Raw genomic sequence first — 17659 nt, 5'->3', positions numbered from 1 at the left:
CATGCTGAGGACTCCCACGGACGAGACACGGCTGCGCATCCTGGCCTGGCTGAAGGAACCCGGACCCGCCGCGGGCGGGGTCACCGCGGACGCCGTCGCCGAGGAGTTCTCGCTGCCCCGCCCGGTCGCCGTCACCCACCTCCGGCTGCTCGAAGCCACCGGCATGCTGCGCACCAGCCGGCCCGGGGGCCGTGTGCACTACCACCGCGACGAGGTACGGATCGCCGAGGTCGCCCGCATGTTTGAGAAGGGCTGGTAGGCGACCCGGTACGGCGGCATCCACCCGACTGCGAAGGACGCGCGCACCATGAACCGTCCCACGGCACTCGTCCCACGCCACTACATCGCGATGGGCCACGGCCCCGAGGACGTGGTCGCCGACCCGCGCGGCCGGGTACTGACCGGCGTGGCGGACGGCCGCATCCTGCGCCTGGACGGTCTGGCCGACCCGGTCACGGCCCGTACCGAGGTGATCGCCGAGACCGGCGGCAGACCGCTGGGGCTCGAACTCCTCCCGGACGGCGACCTGCTGGTGTGCGACGCCGAACGGGGCCTGCTGCGCGTCGACACCGGCGACGGCACGGTCCGCATCCTCGCCGACTCGGTGGCGGGGGAGCCGCTGCGGTTCTGCAGCAACGCCGTGTCCCTCTCCGACGGCACCGTCTACTTCACCGTCTCCAGCCGCCGCCACCCCCTGGAGCACTGGATCGGCGACATCGTCGAGCACATCGGGACGGGACGGCTGCTGCGCCTGGCTCCGGGCGACGACACCCCCGAGGTGGTGCTGGACGGCCTGCAGTTCGCCAACGGGATCGCCGTCGGCGCCGACGAGTCCTTCCTCGTCGTCGCCGAGACCGGTGCCCGCCGGCTCGTCCGGCACTGGCTCACCGGTCCCGGGGCCGGACGCAGCGCGCCCTTCGCCGAGAACCTCCCGGGCATGCCCGACAACCTCTGGCGCGGCGCCCCCGACGGACCGGTCTGGGTCGCGCTGGCCGGACCCCGTGTCCCGCCCCTCGACCTGCTCCACCGCGGCGCGCCCGCGGTGCGCCGCGCCGCCGCCCGCGTGGCCGTACACGCCCCGTTCCACCCCACCGGCACGATCGCCGTGCTGGCCTTCGACGACCAGGGCCGCGTCCTCCACCACCTCACCCGCCGCCGCTCCGGCTACCGCATGGTCACCAGCGTGTGCGAAGCGGACGGGCACCTGGTGCTGGGCAGCCTCTGGGAACCGGGCGTGGCGATCTGCGAGCCGCCCGCCTCGAAATGACCCCGTCCCGAATCCGGGGTTAGTCTGATCCCCGGCCGCGGCACCGCTCGCGGCGCGGCGGTGGGGCCCGCCGTACCAGAACCGCGGCGAGGACGCCGCCAACGGTCCCTACTTGCGACGGCACGCGCCCGCACGACCCCGGGCCCCGGCGAGTAGGAGATGTACGCCCATGATCACCCCCGATGCGGAAAGCCTCGGCAGCCTGCCCGCCGCCCCGCGTCCGCCCGCCTGGCGCGCCCAGGCCCCCGTCGTCATGGTGGTGGCGCTCGGCGGGGGAGCGGGGGCGGCCGCCAGGTACGCGGCGTCCCTGTGGTGGCCCGCGCACCCGGGCGGCTTCCCCTGGACGACCTTCTGGGTCAACGTCGCCGGCTGCGCCGTGATCGGCGTGTTCATGGTGGCCGTCACCGAGATCCGGACCGCTCACCGCCTCGTGCGCCCCTTCTTCGGCACCGGCGTTCTCGGCGGGTTCACTACCTTCTCGACGTACGCCGTCGACATCCAGAAGCTGGTCGACGGCGGCCGTGCAGGCACCGGCCTGGTCTACCTTGCCGCGACACCGCTCGCGGCGCTGACAGTGGTGTGGCTCGCGGCCTGGGGGGCCCGCCGTGTCCTGAACCGGAGGCAGTCATGACGAGACTTACCGGAAGGGCGCTGCGCCTGACCGTCTTCGTCGGCGAGAACGACACCTGGCATCACCGGCCCCTGTACTCGGAGATCGTCCACCGGGCCCATGCGGCGGGCCTCGCGGGCGCCAGCGTCTTCCGCGGCGTGGAGGGCTTCGGCGCATCCTCCCTGATCCACACCTCGCGGCTGCTGTCCCTGAGCGAGGACCTGCCGGTAGCCGTCGTGATCGTCGACACCGAGCCGCGCGTGCGGACCTTCCTGCCCCAGCTCGACGAGCTGGTCACCGAGGGACTGGTCACCCTCGACGACTGCCAGGTCATCCGCTACCTGGGCCGCGACGACCTCCCGGGCGAAACCGAATCGAAGGGTAAGAAGTCGTTGTGAACTGGCTGCTGGTCGTCGGGGGCGCGATGGTCGGCGCTCCGCTGCGCTATCTCACCGACCGCGCGGTGCAGTCCCGGCACGACTCCGTCTTCCCCTGGGGCACCCTCATGGTGAACGTCTCCGGCTGCCTGGTCCTCGGCCTGCTCACCGGTGCCGCCTCGCACCTCCAGCTGCTGCTCGGCACCGGTCTGTGCGGGGCCCTGACGACGTACTCGACGTTCTCCTACGAGACGCTGCGGCTGGCGGAGACGGGGGCCCGCCTGCAGGCCGCCGTCAATGTGGGGGCGAGTGTGGCGGCCGGTCTCGGGGCGGCGGTCGCGGGGGCCGCGCTCACGCGTGTGTGAACCGCGCGCGGACGACCCGCGTGGATGAGATCCGTTCTCGCCCGCGTGTAGTAAGACGGTCCTCTCCGCTCCCGCTTCCCCCGAGCAGAACTGGATCCCATGAGCGTCATCAGCGTCGGTCAGGCCGTCGTCCTCGGAGCCGTCGAGGGGGTGACCGAGTTCCTGCCCGTCTCCTCCACCGGCCATCTGAAGATCGTCGAGGGGCTCATGGGCATCCCCGTCGACGACCACGCCGTGGTCGGGTTCTCGGCCGTCATCCAGGTCGGCGCGATCGCCGCGGTGCTCGTGTACTTCTTCAAGGACATCGTGCGGATCCTCTCCGCCTGGTGGCGGGGCCTGCGCGACCGCGAGGAGCGCTACCACCACGACTACAAATTCGCCTGGTGGGTCATCTACGCGACCATCCCGATCGTCCTCGTCGGACTCGCCGCCAAGCCGCTCATCCAGGGCCCGCTCGCCTCACTGTGGGTGGTGGCCGGCTCGCTGATCGCCGGCAGCGGGGTGATGTGGGCCGCGGACCAGCTGGGCCGCCACAAGCGCGGCGAGGACGACACCTCCTTCAAGGACGCCATGCTCGTCGGCAGCTCCCAGATCCTCGCCCTGCTCTTCCCCGGTTTCTCCCGCTCCGGCGCCACCATGTCCACCGCGCTGATCCTCGACCTGGACCGGGTCGCCGCCACCAGGCTCTCCTTCTTCCTGGGTATCCCCGCCCTGACCGGTGCCGGCCTCTACGAGCTCAAGGACGCCTTGGGCACGGGGGTGGGCGCCGCCCCGCTCGCGGCCGGCACGCTGGTGTCCTTCGTCGTGGCGTACGCCTCCATCGCCTGGCTGCTGAAATTCGTCGCGAAGCACTCCTTCAACGCGTTCGTGGTCTACCGGATCGTGGTGGGAGTACTGCTGTTCGGGCTGCTCGGAACGGGTGTCCTGCACAGTTGAGAGTTCTGCCGAGAGGCGCCGGCGTCTGTCTGCGGCGCCATCGTGGCTCGTCGCGCAGTTCCCCCGCGCCCCTTTGGGGGCGCCCTCTTGACAGCGCCTGCCGTCGCCCGGAGTATCACTCCCGTGAACCTGTCAGACAGCCGGACAGCCGGACAGCCCCTGCGTCGCGTCAGTGCCATGGAAGCGGTGCTGGCGCACCTGCGGGGCGCCATCGAGCGGGGCGAGTACGCCATCGGCGACAAGCTCCCCTCCGAGGCGGAGCTGTGCCGCACCCTGGAGGTCTCCCGGCCCGTGCTGCGCGAGGCCCTGCGGGCCCTGCAGACCATGGGCCTGACCGTTTCCAGGACCGGAAAGGGCACCTTCGTCGTCGCCAGTACCGTCGAGGACCCCACCTTCGGCGACTACTCGGCGAGCGACCTGCTGGAGGTGCGCCGCCACGTCGAGATCCCGGTCGCAGGGTATGCGGCCCGGCGCCGTACCCCGGAGAACCTCGACCACCTGGCCCACATCCTGGACCGGATGGAAAAGGAGACGGACACCACCGCGTGGGTCGCCATGGACACGCTGTTCCATCTCGCCGTGGCCGAGGCCGCCCAGAACCCGGTCTTCCGCCGGGTCATCGAGGAGATCCGGGACGCGCTGGCCCGCCAGTCCGCCTTCCTCAACCAGTTGGGCGGGCGCCGCGAGCAGTCCAACCGTGAGCACCGGGCCATCGTCGAGGCGCTGATCGACGGTTCCGAGAACGACGCGGTGGAGGCCATGGCCCACCACCTCGACCGCGTCGAGACCACCCTCACCGACATCGTGCGTCCCCCGCGCACGGACACCCCCATGGAAGGCGGAACCGAGGCGTGAGCGAGCAATCCCTGCACGAAGGCGTGCAGAAACGTTCCGGCCATGTCGACGCCGGAGACGAGGGCTACAGCAAGTCGCTGAAGTCCCGGCACGTCAACATGATCGCCATCGGCGGAGCCATCGGCACCGGCCTCTTCCTCGGCGCCGGCGGCCGCCTCGCCGACGCCGGGCCCTCCCTCTTCATCGCCTACGCGGTCTGCGGCCTCTTCGCCTTCCTCGTCGTGCGCGCCCTCGGCGAACTCGTGCTGTACCGGCCCTCCTCCGGCGCCTTCGTGTCGTACGCCCGTGAGTTCATGGGGGAGAAGGGTGCCTACACCGCGGGCTGGATGTACTTCCTCAACTGGGCGACCACCGGCATCGCCGACATCACCGCCGTCGCCACCTACACCCACTACTGGGGCATGTTCTCCGACATACCGCAGTGGGTGATCGCACTCATAGCGCTGGCCGTCGTCCTCACCGTGAACCTGATCTCGGTGAAGATCTTCGGTGAGCTGGAGTTCTGGTTCGCGATCATCAAGGTCGGCGCGCTCGTCCTCTTCATGTGCATCGGCATCTTCCTGCTGGTCACCCAGCACCCCGTCGACGGCCACAGCCCCGGCCCGTCCCTCATCGGCGACAGCGGCGGCGTCTTCCCCAACGGCCTGCTGCCCATGCTGCTGATCATCCAGGGCGTCGTCTTCGCCTACGCCTCCGTCGAGCTGGTCGGCGTCGCCGCCGGTGAGACCGAGAACCCCGAGAAGATCATGCCCAAGGCGATCAACTCGATCATGTGGCGCGTCGGCCTGTTCTACGTCGGCTCGGTCGTCCTGCTGTCGATGCTGCTGCCGTGGAACAAGTACACCGCCGGCGAGAGCCCCTTCGTGACCGTGCTGGGCAACATCGGCATCCCGGCCGCCGGCGACGTGATGAACCTCGTCGTCCTCACCGCCGCGATGTCCTCCCTCAACTCCGGCCTCTACTCCACCGGCCGCATCCTGCGCTCCATGGCCATGGCCGGATCCGCGCCCAGGTTCACCGCCGTGATGAGCCGCAGCCAGGTCCCCTACGGCGGCATCCTGCTCACCAGCGGCATCTGTGTACTGGGTGTCGGCCTCAACTTCGTCGTGCCCGCCGAGGCGTTCGAGATCGTGCTGAACTTCGCCGCGATCGGCATCCTCGCCACCTGGGGCCTGATCATGATCTGTCACCTCCTCTTCTGGCAGAAGACCCAGAAGGGCGAGCTGGCCCGCCCGGACTACCGGCTCCCGGGCTCCCCCTGGACCGAGATCGTGACGCTGGCGTTCCTCGCCTCCGTCCTGGTCCTCATGTACGCCGACGGCGGCGCGGGACGCACTACCGTGCTGTGCCTGCCGCTGATCGTCGGGGCACTGGTCGTCGGATGGTTCGGTATCCGCGGCCGTGTCGCCGCCAAGTCCACCACCGGAACCGACGCGTGACCGACGCGCCGCTCCCCGAGAAACAGGCAGTGATGTACAGCAGTTCCCCAGCGGACGCACCCCTTGTCCGCGAACCCGTCCACGCCCCCGTCGCCCACCTCATCCGCGGTGGCATCGTCGAAGGCATCCACTACGGCTCCGTCGTCGTCCTCGGCGCCGACGGACAGGTACAGCTCCAGCTCGGCGACATCGAGGCGGCCTTCTACCCGCGCTCCGCGCTCAAGCCCCTCCAGGCCGTGGCCATGGCGCGGGCCGGGCTCCCGCTCGATGGCGAGCTGCTGTCGCTGACCGCGGCCAGCCATTCCGGCGAGGAACGCCACCTTGCCGGCTCCCGGCGCATCCTCGAACTCGCCGGGCTCACCGAGGGCCAGCTGCGCAACGTCCCGGACCTGCCGTTCGACCCGGTCGTGCGGGACGCGTGGGTGCGTGAGGGCCGGATGCCCTCACGGCTCGCGCAGAACTGCTCCGGCAAGCACGCGGCCATGCTCTACACCTGCATGCTCAACGGCTGGTCCCTGGAGGACTACCTCGACCCGGGCCATCCGCTCCAGCAGGCCATCGCCGAGATCGTCGAGGACCTCACCGGGCAGCGCATCGCCCGGGTGACCGTCGACGGCTGCGGCGCGCCCCTGTTCTCCGTCTCCCTGCACGGCCTCGCCCGCGCCACCGCCCGTATCACCACCGCGGCTCCCGGCACGCCCGAGGCCCGGGTGGCCGACGCGATGCGCGAACACGCCGAGATGGCCTCCGGCTCCGGCCGGGACGTCGCCGCGCTGATGCGGGCCGTGCCCGGGCTGCTCACGAAGGACGGCTTCGAGGGCGTGCAGGTCGCTGCGCTGGCGGACGGGCGGGCCGTGGCGGTGAAGATCGCCGACGGTGCGAATCGGGCGCGGATCCCCGTGGCCGCCGCCGCGTTGGCCCGGGCGGGTGTCGACCCGGAGCTGCTCACAGAGTTCGCGGGTGAGCCGCTGCTCGGCGGCGGTGAACCGGTGGGGTGTGTGCGGCCGGTGCGTGCACTGGATCCGGTTCCGTCCACGGCGTGCGTGTAACCGCGCCGAACCGATGGGGGACTGCGGGTGGTAGCCGGTCCGCGGGCTGGTTGTGGTTGATCGCGCAGTTCCCCGCGCCCCTGTAGTCGCACATCCCTCACCTCAGAAAGAACTCTCATGACCGCCGCCGCCACCCGCTCCGAACACGATCTGCTCGGCGACCGTGATGTTCCCGCCGACGCCTACTGGGGTGTCCACACCCTGCGCGCCACGGAGAACTTCCCCATCACGGGTATGCCCATCTCCTCCTACCCCCACCTGATCGAGGCCTTGGCCGCCGTCAAGGAAGCCGCCGCCCTCGCCAACGAGGAACTCGGTCTGCTGGAGTCGAAGAAGGCCGCCGCCATCGTCGCCGCCTGCCGCGAGATACGCGACGGAGAGCTGCACGACCAGTTCGTGGTCGACGTCGTCCAGGGCGGCGCCGGCACGTCCACCAACATGAACGCCAACGAGGTCGTGGCGAACCGGGCGCTGGAACTGCTGGGCCACGCCAAGGGCGAGTACCAGTACCTGCACCCGAACGAGGACGTCAACCTCGGCCAGTCCACCAACGACGTCTACCCGACCGCCGTCAAGATCGCGACGGTGTTCGCGGTGCGCGGGCTGCTCTCGGCGATGGCCGTCCTTCAGGACACGTTCGCCGGCAAGGCCGTCGAGTTCCACGACGTGCTCAAGATGGGCCGTACACAGTTGCAGGACGCGGTGCCGATGACGCTCGGCCAGGAGTTCTCCGCATACGCCGTCATGATTGACGAGGACCGGTCCCGTCTTGCCGAGGCCGTCGAGTTGATCCATGAGATCAACCTCGGCGCCACGGCGATCGGCACCGGCCTCAACGCCCCCGCCGGATACGCGGAGTCGGCCCGGCGCCACCTCGCCGCCATCACAGGCCTGCCGCTGGTGACCGCCGCCAACCTGGTCGAGGCGACCCAGGACTGCGGCGCCTTCGTCCAGATGTCGGGCGTGCTCAAGCGCATCGCGGTCAAGCTCTCCAAGAGCTGCAACGACCTGCGGCTGCTGTCCTCCGGTCCGCGCGCCGGTCTCAACGAGATCAACCTGCCGCCGGTGCAGGCCGGCTCGTCGATCATGCCCGGCAAGGTCAACCCGGTGATCCCCGAGGTCGTCAACCAGGTCGCCTTCGAGGTGATCGGCAACGACGTCACCATCACCATGGCCGCCGAGGCCGGGCAGCTCCAGCTCAACGCCTTCGAGCCGATCATCCTGCACTCCCTGTCGGAGTCCATCACCCATCTGCGCGCGGCCTGCCTCACCCTCGCCGAACGCTGCGTGGCCGGCATCACCGCCAACACCGAGGCGCTGCGCGCCACCGTCGAGAACTCCATCGGCCTGGTCACCGCCCTCAACCCGCACATCGGCTACACCGCCGCCACCGACATCGCCAAGGAGGCCCTCGTCTCCGGCCGGGGCGTGGCCGAACTCGTCCTGGAGAAGGGCCTCCTGCCCGCCGAGACCCTCGCCGGGCTGCTGCGTCCGGAAATCCTGGCGGGCAGCGGCCCGGCTCCGACGGCCTGACCCAGGGCCTGCCGAGCGCACCGGGACCGGCACCGAGGGAGAATGGTGATCATGACACCGCCGACGACCTTCCAGCCGGTCCTGGAGCGCATCGCCGAGGAGATCGAGCGGACCCCCGGCCGCGGCCGGCCCGCCGACTACATCCCGGCGCTCGCGGCCCGCGACCCGCGCCGGTTCGGCATGGCCGTCGCCGAACCCGACGGCACGGTGTACGGCGTGGGGGACTGGCGGGAGCCGTTCTCCGCGCAGTCCCTCACCAAGGTCTTCACCCTCGCCCTCGACCTGGCCCGCGAGGGCGACGCCCTGTGGGAGCACGTGGGCCGCGAGCCCTCCGGCAACCCCTTCAACTCCCTGGTCCAGCTGGAGTACGAGAACGGCATCCCGCGCAACCCGTTCATCAACGCGGGCGCCCTCGTCGTCACCGACCGGCTGCATACCCGTACCGGCGACGCCTCGGGCGAACTGCTGGCGTTCCTCCGGGCGGAGAGCGGCAACCCCGGCCTGGCCTTCGACGAGGAGGTCGCCGCCTCCGAGACGGCGCACGGCGACCGGAACGCCGCCCTCGGCCACTTCATGGCCGCATACGGCAACATCGACAACCCGGTGCCGGTCCTGCTCGACGAGTACTTCCGGCAGTGCTCGGTCACCGCGTCCTGCGCCGACCTGGCACTCGCCACGACCTTCCTGGCCCGCCACGGCGTCCGCGCCGACGGCACCCGGCTGCTCACCCGCAGCCAGGCCAAGCAGATCAACGCGATCATGCTGACCTGCGGCACGTACGACGCGGCGGGCGACTTCGCCTACCGCGTCGGGCTGCCCGGCAAGAGCGGCGTGGGCGGCGGCATCATCGCCGTCGTCCCGGGCCGCTGCACGCTGTGCGTGTGGAGCCCGGGCCTGGACGAACGGGGCAATTCCGTGGCGGGCGTGGCGGCACTCGACCGATTCACGACACTGACCGGCCTCTCCGTCTTCTGAAGGCGGTGTCCCGCGCCCCTCAGGGGCACCGGCCGGTCACGCCGCCGCTTCCTCCCGGAGCAGACCGCGTCAACTTCCGGCCACCCGACGTCGACACCCTGACTGAGTGTTGGCCATGGCTTTCCCCGTCGATCTCCGCCGCTGCCAGATACTCGGTCTGGCCGGTACCGCCTTCCTCGCGGCGGGCGGTGAGACGGCCGGCGCCCTGCCCGTACGGGACCTCCTCCACCCGGCCTCCGCCGGCGCGGCCCTCGGTCTGGTCGGTGTCTACTTCGGCGTCGTCCTGCTGATCGCGGCCTGGGCGCTGCTGGGCCGGCTGGTGCGCGGGCCGCGGCCGCCCACTCCCCGTGCCCTGCTGCTCGTCCTCGCCGTCTGGGCGGCACCGTTGCTGCTCGCCCCGCCGCTGTTCAGCCGGGACGTCTACAGCTACCTCGCCCAGGGGGCGATGGTCGACGCGCACATGGACGTCTACGCGCACGGGCCGTCCCGGTTCGGCGGCCCGCTCGCCGACGAGGTCGCCCCGCTCTGGCAGCACACCGGAGCCCCGTACGGGCCGGTGTTCCTCGCCGTCGCGGCTGCCCTGTCCGGACTGACGAGAGGTGAGCTGCCCGCCGGGCTGTTCGGGATGCGGCTCGTCGCGCTCGCCGGCGTGGCCCTCATGGTGGCCGCGCTGCCCCGGCTCGCCCGCCACAGCGGCACCGACCCGTCCGCCGCGCTCTGGCTGGGCGCCCTCAACCCGCTCGTCCTGCTGCATCTGGTCGCGGGCGCCCACAACGACGCCGTCATGCTCGGCCTGCTCGGCGTCGGCCTGGTGGCGGCCCTCGGCCGGTGGCCGGTCCTCGGCGCCGTCCTCGTCACGCTCGCCGCTCTGGTCAAGGCGCCCGCCCTACTCGGCCTGGCCGCGGTAGTCGTCCTCCAGGTCCGCGCGGGCCGCAGTCCGGCGAAGGCGGTCCTGACCACCGTCGTCGCCGCCGCGGGGACGACCGTCGCCGCCACGGCCGCGGCCGGCACCGGATACGGCTGGATCGGCGCCCTGAACACCCCCGTCTCACCCCAGAACTGGGCCCTGACCACCCTCCTCGGCCGAGCCACCGGTGCCCTGCTGGAACACCTGGGCAGCGATCTCGCGCCCCTGGCGATCCCCGCCTGGCACGCGCTCGGCATCGTGGCGGCGGTGGTCGCGATCGTGCTGATATGGCTCCGGCTGCGCCCACGACCGGTCTACGCGCTGGGCCTGAGCCTCGCCGCGGTGGCCGCCCTCGGCCCGGCGATCCGCCCCTGGTACGCCCTGTGGGGCCTGTTCCTCGTCGCCGCCGCCACGCCCAGCACCTCCGTACGCCACCGCATGGTGGCCGTGACCGGTGTGCTCGCGCTCTGCGTCCTGCCCAGCGGCGGCGCGGCGGACACGGGGCAACTCGTCCTCGCCGCCTGCGGCGGCGCGCTCGCGGTGGTCGTGCTGTGGCAGGCCCACCAGGCCGAACTCGCCCCGGCGCCGGGGCGCGCGGCATGACCCCGGGCCTGCCGCGCACCGACCGCGGACGACTGCTGCTCCTGCTCGCCCTCGCCACGGTGGTCACCGTCTTCACCGCCACCGTGCCCCTGCTGCGCGACTGGTTCGACCTGCGCGTCTACTACGGCAGCATCGACACCTGGGTTCATCACGGCGGCCGGATCTACGACTACCGGGTGCCCGGTACGGCGTACGGCTTCACCTACCCGCCGTTCGCCGCGGTCGCCATGCTGCCGATGGCCCTCCTGGATCTGCGCACCGCGATCGCCGCCGCCCTGCTGCTCAACCTGGCGGCCCTGGCCGTGATCCTGCGCCTGCTCAGCGGACCCGGATGGCGGCGCCACGGCTGGTACGGCTGGGCCCTGATCGCCTGCCTGCTCGCACTGTTCGAACCGCTGCGCGACACCTTCAGCTTCGGGCAGGTCAATCTGCTCCTGCTGGCCCTCGTGCTCACCGACGCGGCGCTGCTCGCCGGCGGACGCGGATGCGGACGCTGGGCGGGCGTCGGCATCGGGCTCGCGGCCGCGATCAAGCTCACGCCCGCACTGTTCATCGGACTGCTGCTGGTGGCCCGGCGGTGGCGCGCGGCGGCTCTCGCCACTGCCGTCGCCCTCGGGGCCACGGCCCTCGCGGCCTGGGGCGACGCCGACGCCTCGCGCTTCTACTGGACCGACGCGCTGTGGGACACCAGCCGCATCGGACGTCTCGGCTATGTCTCGAACCAGTCGGTGCAGGGCATCCTGGCCCGGCTCGGTGAACCGGACCGGGCGGTGTGGGCGGTGGCGGTGCTGCTGATCCTCGGCGTGTGGTCGCTGCGGGCGCGGCGGGCGGTCGCCGCGGAGGACTGGACGGCCGCGTTCGCCCTGACCGGCCTCGCCGCCTGTCTCGTCAGCCCGATCACCTGGGTGCACCATCTGGTGTGGCTGCTGCCGTCGTTCGCCGTGCTGGTCCGCTCCGGGCACCCGCGGATCGCGGGCGCCCTGTACGCGGTGCTGTGCACCAGCGTGGTGTGGCTGTGGTTCGACGACGCCTCCGGCGTCGACGGGTTCCTGGGCAGCAACACCTACGCCTGGATCACCCTGGGCCTGCTGCTGTGGCTGCCGGTCGGTCAACTCCCTTCCGACCGGCGGACCGGGAGCCGCAGCACCAGCACCACGACCGCCGCGCCCAGCCCGACGGCACCCACGATCAGGCTCGCCTCGGTCCAGGCGGAGGCGGATTCCTCCGGCACTGCCGCGGCGGCAGCGGGCAGCGTCGTCGCTCCCGGCCGGGCGGAGGACCGCCGCGAGGTCTCGAGCGAGCCCACCGGTTCGACCCTCGCGGCTGACCGGAACCCCCAGTCGAGCAGCGAGCGTGCCTCCTCGTAGACGGCGGCCCCGCCGCCCTGCTGAGGGTTCATCACCGTCACGACGAGGGTGCGCCCGCCCCGGCGCGCCGCCGCGACGAGCGTGCTGCCCGCCTTGCTGGTGTAGCCGTTCTTGATGCCGATCAGCCCCCGGTACGGCCTCACCCCACGGGTGCCGCTCAGCAGCCGGTTGGTGTTGCGGATGGCGTACGACCACCCGCCGCCGCCCGGGAATCTGGCCTCGACCGTGGCGCAGTACCGGGCGAAGTCCGGGTTGCGCAGCCCCACCCGGCCGAAGATCGCCAGGTCGAACGCCGACGACACCTGGCCCGGTGTGTCGTAGCCGTCCGGCGACAGCACGCGCGTGTCGTGGGCGCCCAGGGAGCGGGCCTCGGCCTGCATCCGCCGGGCCGTGGCCCGCCAGCCGCCGTTCATCTCGGCCAGGACGTGCACGGCGTCGTTGCCGGAGTTGAGGAAGACACCGCGCCAGAGGTCGGCGACCCGGTAGGTACGGCCCTCCGCGACCCCGACGAGGCTGCTGCCGGCACCGATGCCCCGGAGTTCCTCCGCACGGACCGTGTGCCGGACGCGCCCCGGCAGCGCGGGCAGCACCGTGAGGGCGAACAGGGTCTTCAGGGTGCTGGCCGGGGGCAGCCTGCGGTGCGCGTTGTGGGCGGCGAGCACCTCGCCGCTGCGGGCGTCGGCCACCACCCACGACAGGGCGGAGACCTCCGGGAGACGGGGCACCCCGGCACGAGGGCGGACATGGGTGCCGGGGCGGTGCAGCAGCGAGGGGTGCGGGGCCGCCGCCCTCGGCCCGGCCGGCGCACTGGGCTCCGCCCTGCCGGAGACATCCGCCGCGGCGGGCACCACCGCCAGGAGCCCCACGGCACAGAGCACACCGGCCGACACGGCCATCCGGAAAGAGAGTCCGAGGATCATATGATTAACGTAGAAACGGATGTGCTCTGCACGGTGACGACCGGGCCGAACAGCGTCCGCGAGCACCCGGATGCCACACCGCTGGCGTCCCCGAACGGGGTGGCCGGGGTAAGGTCCGTCAGCCCGAGGGCAGGGTCGGCTGGACGCGCCGCAGGAACGTCGCGTTGTCCGGTGTCTCGCGCATCCGCTCCAGGAGGGTCTCCAGGCCGCCCTGGCCGTCCCGGCCCCGCAGTACCTGCCGCAGGCCGTGCGTGGCCTGCAACTCGGCCGGGGCCAGCAGAAGTTCCTCGCGGCGGGTGCCGGAGGGGGTGATGTCGACGGCCGGGAACACACGGCGGGACGCCGGGTCGCGGCTCAGGCGCAGCTCCATGTTGCCGGTGCTCTTCAGCTCTTCGAAGTAGAAGTCGTCGGCCCGCGAGCCGGTCTCCACCAGGGCGGTGGCGAGGATCGTGAGGGAGCCGCCCTCCTCGGCGGCCCGGGCGGCGCCGAAGAACCGCTTGGGGCCGGTCAGTGCGGACGCGTCGACGCCCCCGGTGAGGATGCGGCCACCGGACGCGGCCGCGTTGTTGTGGGCCCGGCACAGCCGGGTCAGCGAGTCGAGGAGGACGACGACGTCCTCACCGGCCTCGACGAGCCGCTTGGCCCGTTCGATCACGAGTTCGGCGAGCGCGATGTGCTGCTTGGCGCTGCGGTCGAAGGTCGAGGCATACACCTCGCCCCGCACACCGCGCCGCATGTCCGTGACCTCCTCGGGTCGCTCGTCGAGCAGCAGCACCATCAGCCGGCTCCCTGGATGGTTGCCTGCCACGGCGGCCGCGAGCTGCTGCAGGATGACGGTCTTGCCGGTCTTGGGCGGGGCCACGAGGAGCCCGCGCTGGCCCTTGCCGACCGGCGCGATCAGGTCGACGACCCGTCCGGTCAGTCCGGCGGCCGGGTGCTCCAGACGCAGCCGCTCGTGCGGATGCAGCGGTGTCAGGTCCCGGAAGTGACGCCGGCCGCGCACTTCGCCCGGCTCGCGGCCGTCGACCCGTACGACGTCGGTCAGGCCGCGACGGTCGCCGCGCAGGCCCTCGACGAGGTCGCCCTTGCGCAGGCCGTACCGCCGGATCAGCGCGGGGGAGACCGCGGGGTCGGCGGGTGTGGGCAGGAGGCCCTCGTCGCGCAGACGCCCCTTCCCGGCCGCGTCGATGTCGAGGACGCCGGTCGCGGTCTGGGTCTGGGCCTGCAGCTGGACGGGTGGGTTGTCGAGCGTGGTGGTCATGGTGGTGTGTCCTTTCACGGACGGAAGGCATGGGACGTGCGAAGGGAAGGGGAGAGAACCGCGAAGGGAGGGGGCCCTGGGCACGCCTCCGGGCGGTGAGAACCGCACAGCACCGTGGCTACGACGAAGAACGTCCCGCTCAGCGAGGTGGTGCTGGAAGGTGAAATGAGAAAGAGAAAAAAATGAACTGGCACCGGCGCCCGAGAAGGGGCGTGCACGAGTGCTGTTCGCACTCTACCACCGGACGCGATGCCGGGGGAGTGGAATACGTCTTGTCCGCCTCAGCGGCCGGCCAGCAGCCCGTACAGCAGCGGGATCCGCGGCTCGGGCAACCGCCACCAGCCGGACTCCGTACGGACCATCTGCGGCCAGCGCGGCCAGGGAAGTTCGTCGCCCTCCCGCAGCCGCCGCACGGTGAGTCCCGCTCCGGTCAACGCGTTGACGACCTCGCCCATTCCGTGCATCCACTCGTAACTGTCCGTGGCGCCCTCGACGGCCGGGCCGTCCGTGTAGGTGCGGGTCGCGTCCCGGCGCACCGGACCGCCGCCGCTCAGGTAGTCATGGCGCAGGAGCAGCTCGGGGCCCTCGCCCGGAGCGGGCTTCGGGCCGAGGGAGTTGAGCAGGGGATGGAACTCGACGATGTACAACCGGCCGCCGGGCCGCAGCAGCCGGCCGATGACTTCCGCCCATCGGTCCAGGTCGGGCAGGTAGCACAGGGCGCCCTTGCCGGTGTAGACGACGTCGAACCGCCGCCCGTCCAGGGCTTCGACGGCGTCGTACACGTTCGCCTGTACGTACGTCACGTCCGCCCCGGCCTTCGCGGCGATGCCGTTCGCCGCCGCCACCGACGCCTCGGAGAAGTCGAGGCCGACAACACGGGCTCCGCGCCGGGCGAAGGCGATCGTCTCCGTGCCGAGATGGCACTGCAGGTGCAGCAGGTCACGCCCGGCCAGCTCGCCGAGGTCCTCCCACTCGAAGGGGGCGAACCAGCGCTCGGGGTCGAGGTCCTGGTCGAGGCCGTAGAAGCGGCTGGCGAGATGGACGGGCGTGCGAGCGTCCCAGTTGGCCTGGTTGGCCCGCATCAGCGCGTCGTGCTCGGCGGACGTCATGAGGCCATCCAACCAGACGAGTCGCTCACACCGAGCGTGCTCGCGCCTCCTCGGTGATCCGCTCGAACTGTGCGCCCATGGCCGCCGCGAGCGCCTGCGCCCCCGACAACGGACGCACCATCACGGTGAATTCGTCGATCAGCCCGTTCTCGTCGACATGGATGAAGTGGCAGCCGCTGATCTCCCGGTCGCCGACCCGCGCGCTGAAGACGAGGGCGTGGTCACGGCCGTCCGTGTCGTTGATCTCGCGCACGTAGCGGAAGTCCTGGAAGACGCCGGCGACGGCGCGCGGGATCGCCGCCGTGATCGCCGGACCCCGAGGCCACCCGCGCGCTCGTCGAGGAGCGCGAGGCCTGGTCCCGCGGCAGGCTCGTCCGCTACCGGCGCGTCCGCGAACGCCTCCTGGCCGGCCGCAGTGAGGAGGAGTACCTGCGGGAGGCCGACCGCGTCGGCCCGTACCTCACCCTGATGGGCGGCATCGGCTTCGAGGAGGAGAACCTCCGCTGGTGTGAACGCGTACTCAGGGTCATCGAGCGGCGAGCTCCCCTAGGCTGAGGCGATGTTCAGCCCCGAAGGTCCCACGCTGCGCGAACTCGCCGTCCAGGCGCTGTCCTCCGTCGAGCGCGGCTACGACCTCCTCGCTCCGAAGTTCGACCACACCCCCTTCCGGACACCCGAAGCGGTCCTCGACGCCGTCGGTTCGGCACTGCGGCGCCTGGGTCCCTTCGGCACCGGCCTCGACCTGTGCTGCGGCACCGGCGCGGGCGTCGGCGTGCTGGCGGGGGTGTGCCGGGAGCGGGTCACCGGCGTCGACTTCAGCGCCGGCATGCTCGACGTCGCACGGGAGCGGGTCCGGCCCGAGGGGGCGCCGGTCTCCTGGGTCAGGGCGGACGCCCGCGCCCTGCCCTTCGCTCCCGCCTTCGACCTGGTGGTCAGCTTCGGGGCCTTCGGGCACTTTCTGCCGCGTGAGCTGCCAGGACTGTTCGCGCAGGTCCGCTCGGTGCTGCGGCCGGGCGGCTGCTTCGCGTTCCCGCTGGTCGCCCCGCCCCGCCCGGGCTCGCTCGGCTACTGGACGCTGCTCGGCTTCGACGCCGTGATGCGGGTGCGCAACGCGCTGTGGCGGCCGCCGTTCGTCATGTACTACCGCGCGTTCCGCTTCGGGGACGTACGGCGCGAGCTGGCACGCGCCGGCTTCCGGGTGGACCTCCACGCCCTGCCGGAGTTCGGAGCGCGACGGGACGGCAGTCCGCGGGTGCGGCTCGTCGTGGCCCGGCTGCCGGTCTAGCCTTCCCGGCCCGGCAGCGTGAACTCGTAGACCAGCGCGTCCTTCTGGGCGTCCACGAGCAGGTCGGTGATCTCCAGCGGGCGCGCGTACTGGTCGTGTACCTGCCGGGTGACCCGCACCGACGGCGTGCTCGCGAGGCGGGTGATGGCGTCGCGGTGATGCAGGGTCAGACCGGCCCGGCGCATCCAGTCGTAGGCCCGGAGCAGATGGGCGGTCGCCGTGCCGTCGGCCCGGTTCCGGTAGCGGGCCAGCTCTTCCACTTCCGCGAGTGCCACGGCCGAGAAGGACGTCACGGCGGTCCGCAGTCCGCGTCCGTCGGCGGTCGCGGACCGGTAGGTGTGGACGAGGGTGGGCCGGCCCGGGGCCAGCCCCAGCGCTTCGGCGTGGTCCGGCGGGGGCGGCTCCCAGGTGACGGTGGCGCGGGCGACCGTGCCAGGGGTGGCGGCCGCCGCGCCGACGGGGAAGGCGAGCGAGGCCGGGGTCTCCACCGGCAGACCGGGCAGCGTGGCGTGGCTGCCGCGCCGGTCGGTGGTGACCAGACCGTCCCGGCGCAGCAGTTCCAGTGCCTGTCGTACGGTCTCCCGGCTGACCCCGAAGTGCTCGGCCAGCCGCCGTTCGCCCGGTAGTCGTTCACCGGGCGGGACGGTGCCGTCGCGCAGTTCGCCGAGTACCTGCGTGGCGATCCGCCGGTACAGAGGTTCTTCCTCGGCCGGAGGGTGGTCGTGCGGGGTGGTGCGGGCCATGTGCCGCGCCTCCTGGTGGTGACGTGCGGTAGTGGTACGGGCTCGGTGCGCCATCAGA

17 protein-coding genes and 3 pseudogenes are annotated in these 17659 nt (G+C 71.9%); 15 read left to right on the top strand and 5 right to left on the bottom strand.

Annotated elements, in window-relative coordinates:
* The first annotated feature begins 1 nt into the window (after nt 1).
* From ACFZBT_RS08790 to ACFZBT_RS08730, 13 genes are all read left to right on the top strand, one after another.
* Entirely contained in the window at nt 2-259 is a 258-nt protein-coding gene (locus ACFZBT_RS08790; RefSeq protein ID WP_391100173.1) for a helix-turn-helix domain-containing protein, read from the top strand.
* A 48-nt stretch (nt 260-307) separates the two neighbouring features.
* Entirely contained in the window at nt 308-1267 is a 960-nt protein-coding gene (locus ACFZBT_RS08785) for an SMP-30/gluconolactonase/LRE family protein (RefSeq protein WP_391100171.1), read from the top strand.
* Nucleotides 1268-1436: 169 nt separating this feature from the next.
* Complete coding sequence (gene crcB / locus ACFZBT_RS08780) at nt 1437-1898, top strand: fluoride efflux transporter CrcB (RefSeq protein WP_391100168.1); 462 nt, start codon at nt 1437-1439, stop codon at nt 1896-1898.
* Entirely contained in the window at nt 1895-2275 is a 381-nt protein-coding gene (locus tag ACFZBT_RS08775) for a DUF190 domain-containing protein (RefSeq protein ID WP_391100166.1), read from the top strand. The genes crcB and ACFZBT_RS08775 overlap by 4 nt, the downstream gene beginning before the upstream one ends.
* A complete protein-coding gene (locus tag ACFZBT_RS08770; RefSeq protein ID WP_391100164.1) occupies nt 2272-2619 on the top strand; it encodes a CrcB family protein in 348 nt (115 codons plus the stop codon). Before ACFZBT_RS08775 ends, ACFZBT_RS08770 begins: the two co-directional genes overlap by 4 nt.
* A 99-nt stretch (nt 2620-2718) precedes the next feature.
* Nucleotides 2719-3555, top strand: a complete 837-nt coding sequence (locus ACFZBT_RS08765) for an undecaprenyl-diphosphate phosphatase (RefSeq protein ID WP_391100161.1) — start codon at nt 2719-2721, stop codon at nt 3553-3555.
* Nucleotides 3556-3732: 177 nt separating this feature from the next.
* Entirely contained in the window at nt 3733-4410 is a 678-nt protein-coding gene (locus ACFZBT_RS08760) for an FCD domain-containing protein (protein ID WP_391100716.1), read from the top strand.
* Nucleotides 4407-5849, top strand: coding sequence for an amino acid permease (locus tag ACFZBT_RS08755; RefSeq protein WP_391100159.1), 1443 nt, complete (start codon nt 4407-4409; stop codon nt 5847-5849). The genes ACFZBT_RS08760 and ACFZBT_RS08755 overlap by 4 nt, the downstream gene beginning before the upstream one ends.
* 32 nt (nt 5850-5881) lie before the next feature.
* On the top strand, nt 5882-6898 hold the full coding sequence (locus tag ACFZBT_RS08750) for an asparaginase (protein ID WP_391100714.1): 1017 nt from the start codon (nt 5882-5884) through the stop codon (nt 6896-6898).
* A 117-nt stretch (nt 6899-7015) separates the two neighbouring features.
* Nucleotides 7016-8431 carry an aspartate ammonia-lyase gene (gene aspA / locus ACFZBT_RS08745; RefSeq protein ID WP_391100157.1) on the top strand — a complete coding sequence of 472 codons (1416 nt, stop codon included), beginning with the start codon at nt 7016-7018 and terminating at the stop codon, nt 8429-8431.
* Between the two features lie 42 nt (nt 8432-8473).
* Nucleotides 8474-9406 (top strand): glutaminase, encoded by a 933-nt coding sequence (locus ACFZBT_RS08740; protein ID WP_391100155.1) that lies wholly within the window; start codon nt 8474-8476, stop codon nt 9404-9406.
* Between the two features lie 115 nt (nt 9407-9521).
* Nucleotides 9522-10916 (top strand): polyprenol phosphomannose-dependent alpha 1,6 mannosyltransferase MptB, encoded by a 1395-nt coding sequence (mptB, locus tag ACFZBT_RS08735; RefSeq protein ID WP_391100152.1) that lies wholly within the window; start codon nt 9522-9524, stop codon nt 10914-10916.
* Nucleotides 10913-12283: a glycosyltransferase 87 family protein gene (locus ACFZBT_RS08730; RefSeq protein ID WP_391100149.1), complete on the top strand. Its 1371-nt coding sequence runs from the start codon at nt 10913-10915 to the stop codon at nt 12281-12283. Before mptB ends, ACFZBT_RS08730 begins: the two co-directional genes overlap by 4 nt.
* 83 nt (nt 12284-12366) lie before the next feature.
* Here ACFZBT_RS08730 and ACFZBT_RS08725 read toward each other — a convergent pair.
* The 4 genes and pseudogenes from ACFZBT_RS08725 to ACFZBT_RS08710 form a co-directional block, all read right to left on the bottom strand.
* Nucleotides 12367-13179, bottom strand: a pseudogene (locus ACFZBT_RS08725) (D-alanyl-D-alanine carboxypeptidase family protein); the annotation flags it as partial.
* 142 nt (nt 13180-13321) lie between these two features.
* A complete protein-coding gene (rho, locus tag ACFZBT_RS08720) occupies nt 13322-14464 on the bottom strand; it encodes a transcription termination factor Rho (protein WP_391100146.1) in 1143 nt (380 codons plus the stop codon).
* 281 nt (nt 14465-14745) lie between these two features.
* On the bottom strand, nt 14746-15573 hold the full coding sequence (locus tag ACFZBT_RS08715; RefSeq protein ID WP_391100144.1) for a methyltransferase: 828 nt from the start codon (nt 15571-15573) through the stop codon (nt 14746-14748).
* A gap of 25 nt (nt 15574-15598) precedes the next feature.
* A pseudogene (locus ACFZBT_RS08710) lies at nt 15599-15889 on the bottom strand (nuclear transport factor 2 family protein); the annotation flags it as partial.
* On the opposite strand from ACFZBT_RS08710, the pseudogene ACFZBT_RS08705 reads away from it, so the two are divergent.
* Together ACFZBT_RS08705 and ACFZBT_RS08700 are read left to right on the top strand one after the other, a co-directional pair.
* A pseudogene (locus ACFZBT_RS08705) lies at nt 15886-16128 on the top strand (PadR family transcriptional regulator); the annotation flags it as partial. The pseudogenes ACFZBT_RS08710 and ACFZBT_RS08705 overlap by 4 nt on opposite strands.
* A 4-nt stretch (nt 16129-16132) precedes the next feature.
* Complete coding sequence (locus ACFZBT_RS08700) at nt 16133-16858, top strand: methyltransferase domain-containing protein (RefSeq protein WP_391100142.1); 726 nt, start codon at nt 16133-16135, stop codon at nt 16856-16858.
* Here ACFZBT_RS08700 and ACFZBT_RS08695 read toward each other — a convergent pair.
* Nucleotides 16855-17601, bottom strand: a complete 747-nt coding sequence (locus tag ACFZBT_RS08695; protein WP_391100140.1) for a GntR family transcriptional regulator — start codon at nt 17599-17601, stop codon at nt 16855-16857. The two genes, ACFZBT_RS08700 and ACFZBT_RS08695, sit on opposite strands and share 4 nt — an antisense overlap.
* Nucleotides 17602-17659: the final 58 nt, after the last annotated feature.

Source organism: Streptomyces sp. NPDC008137 (assembly GCF_042957035.1).
Lineage (GTDB): Bacteria > Actinomycetota > Actinomycetes > Streptomycetales > Streptomycetaceae > Streptomyces.
Note: the sequence above shows the minus strand (reverse complement) of the source record. Positions and strands in the feature narration are given on the sequence as shown.